Source organism: Actinomadura sp. NPDC049753, assembly GCF_040674655.1.
Classification (GTDB): Bacteria; Actinomycetota; Actinomycetes; order Streptosporangiales; family Streptosporangiaceae; genus Spirillospora; species Spirillospora verrucosospora.
On record NZ_JBFARL010000428.1, the window covers coordinates 1 to 1,967 of the forward strand.

At 76.0% G+C, this 1,967-nt stretch carries 1 protein-coding gene; it reads left to right on the forward strand.

Features of this window, described 5'->3' with window-relative positions; genetic code table 11:
• Positions 1-278 precede the first annotated feature (278 nt).
• The gene (locus AB0K37_RS41920; protein WP_363991750.1) at positions 279-1,838 is read left to right on the forward strand and encodes an ATP-dependent DNA ligase; all 1,560 of its coding nucleotides are present in this window, start codon (positions 279-281) and stop codon (positions 1,836-1,838) included.
• The last annotated feature ends 129 nt before the right edge of the window (positions 1,839-1,967 follow it).

Below are 1,967 nucleotides of genomic sequence, written 5' to 3' on the forward strand. Positions count from 1 at the left end.
CTATCTCTCACCCGGCCGGCGCCGCCCCCCGCGGCGGCGAGCGCCGCGGCCGCCGCGAGCACCGCGATCAGCCTGCGCGGGCGCCGCCCCGGGGCCGGCGGCTCCGGACCCGCATACGGCCGGTGGAACGGCTCGACCGGACGCTGAAGGCCCACGCCGCACTCCTCACTCCCGTCCCGTCGACCGTTCCCGCCACCCGTCAACGTAACCAGGGCCGCGCCGCCTGACCAGGCCCCCTCGCGGTGCCGTTCGTCAGACCCGGTGGTCACAATGAAGGGATGCTGACAGCGGACATCGCGCGGACCTCGGAGGCGGTCGCGGGCACCTCGGGCCGCAAGGCCAAGGTGTCGGCGCTCGCGGAGTGCCTGCGCGCGGCCGATCCGGGCGAGGCCGCGACCGTGGTCGCCTACCTGTCCGGAGAGCTGCCGCAACGCCAGATCGGGGTGGGGTACGCCGCGCTGCGCGACCTTCCGCCGCCCGCCGCGGAACCGTCCCTGACCGTGTCCGAGGTCGACGCGGCGTTCGACGAGATCGGCGCCGTGTCCGGGCCGGGCTCGGTCGCCCGGCGGCGCGAGCTCCTTGCGGCGCTGTTCGGCCGCGCCACCGCCGCCGAGCAGGGCTTCCTCGTCAGGCTGCTGGCGGGCGAGCTGCGCCAGGGCGCGCTGGACGGGGTGATGGCCGAGGCGATCGCGTCGGCCGCCGGGGTGCCCTCCGCCGAGGTCCGGCGCGCGTTCATGCTGCGCGGCTCGCTCGGCCCGGTCGCGACGACCGCCCTCGCGGAGGGGGTGGACGGGCTGCGCGCGTTCACGCTGGAGGTGGGGCGGCCGGTCAAGCCGATGCTGGCCGCCGCCGCGCCCTCGGTCGACGAGGCGTTCGCCAAGCTCGGGGGCGAGGCGGCCGTCGAGTGGAAGCTCGACGGCATCCGCGCGCAGGTGCACGTGTCCGGCGACGGGGTCCGGGTGTTCACCCGGACGCTGGACGAGATCACCTCCCGGCTGCCCGAGGTGGTGGAGGCGGTGCGGGGGCTGCCCGTCCACGAGGCCGTGTTCGACGGCGAGCTGATCGCCCTGCGGCCGGACGGCCGCCCCCACCCGTTCCAGGTCACCTCCGCCCGCACCGCGACCCGCACGGCGAAGGACACCGAGCCGGTGCCGCTGGCCGTCTTCCTGTTCGACGTGCTGTACCTCGTGGAGGCCGGCGACGCCCCTCCGCAGGGCGCGCGCGGCGAGGACCTGCTCGACGCGCCCGGGGCCGAGCGGTACGCCGCGCTCGCGCGGGTCGTCCCCGAGGAGCTGCGGATGCCCCGCGCGGTCACCGCCGACCCCGCCCGTGCCAAGGAGATCTTCGACGAGGCCGTCGCGCGCGGCCACGAGGGCGTCGTCGTCAAGGCCCTCGACACCCCGTACACGGCCGGGCGGCGCGGCGCGGGCTGGATCAAGGTCAAGCCCCGGCACACCCTCGACCTCGTGGTCCTCGCCGTCGAGTGGGGGCACGGCCGCCGGCAGGGCCTGCTGTCCAACCTGCACCTCGGCGCCCGCGACCCCGAGACCGGCGGCTTCGTCATGCTCGGCAAGACCTTCAAGGGGCTCACCGACGAGCTGCTCGCCTGGCAGACGCGGAGGCTGCGCGAGCTGGCCGTGCGCGAGGACTCCTGGACGGTGCACGTCCGGCCCGAACTGGTCGTCGAGATCGCGTTCGACGGCGTCCAGCACAGCCCCCGCTACCCCGGCGGCATCGCGCTGCGGTTCGCCCGCGTCCTGCGGTACCGGCCCGACAAGTCGGCCGCCGAGGCCGACACGATCGACACCGTCCGGGCCGTCGCCCCCGTCATGGACTGAGCGGCGTCACGGGCTGAGCCCGGGGGCCTGCGCGGGCGGATGCTCCCCGGTCGGCGGCTCGTCGGTCCACCAGCCTCGGGCAAGACCAGCTTCGTTCGGGCACTGATCGCGCGCCAGCAGATCGACGCG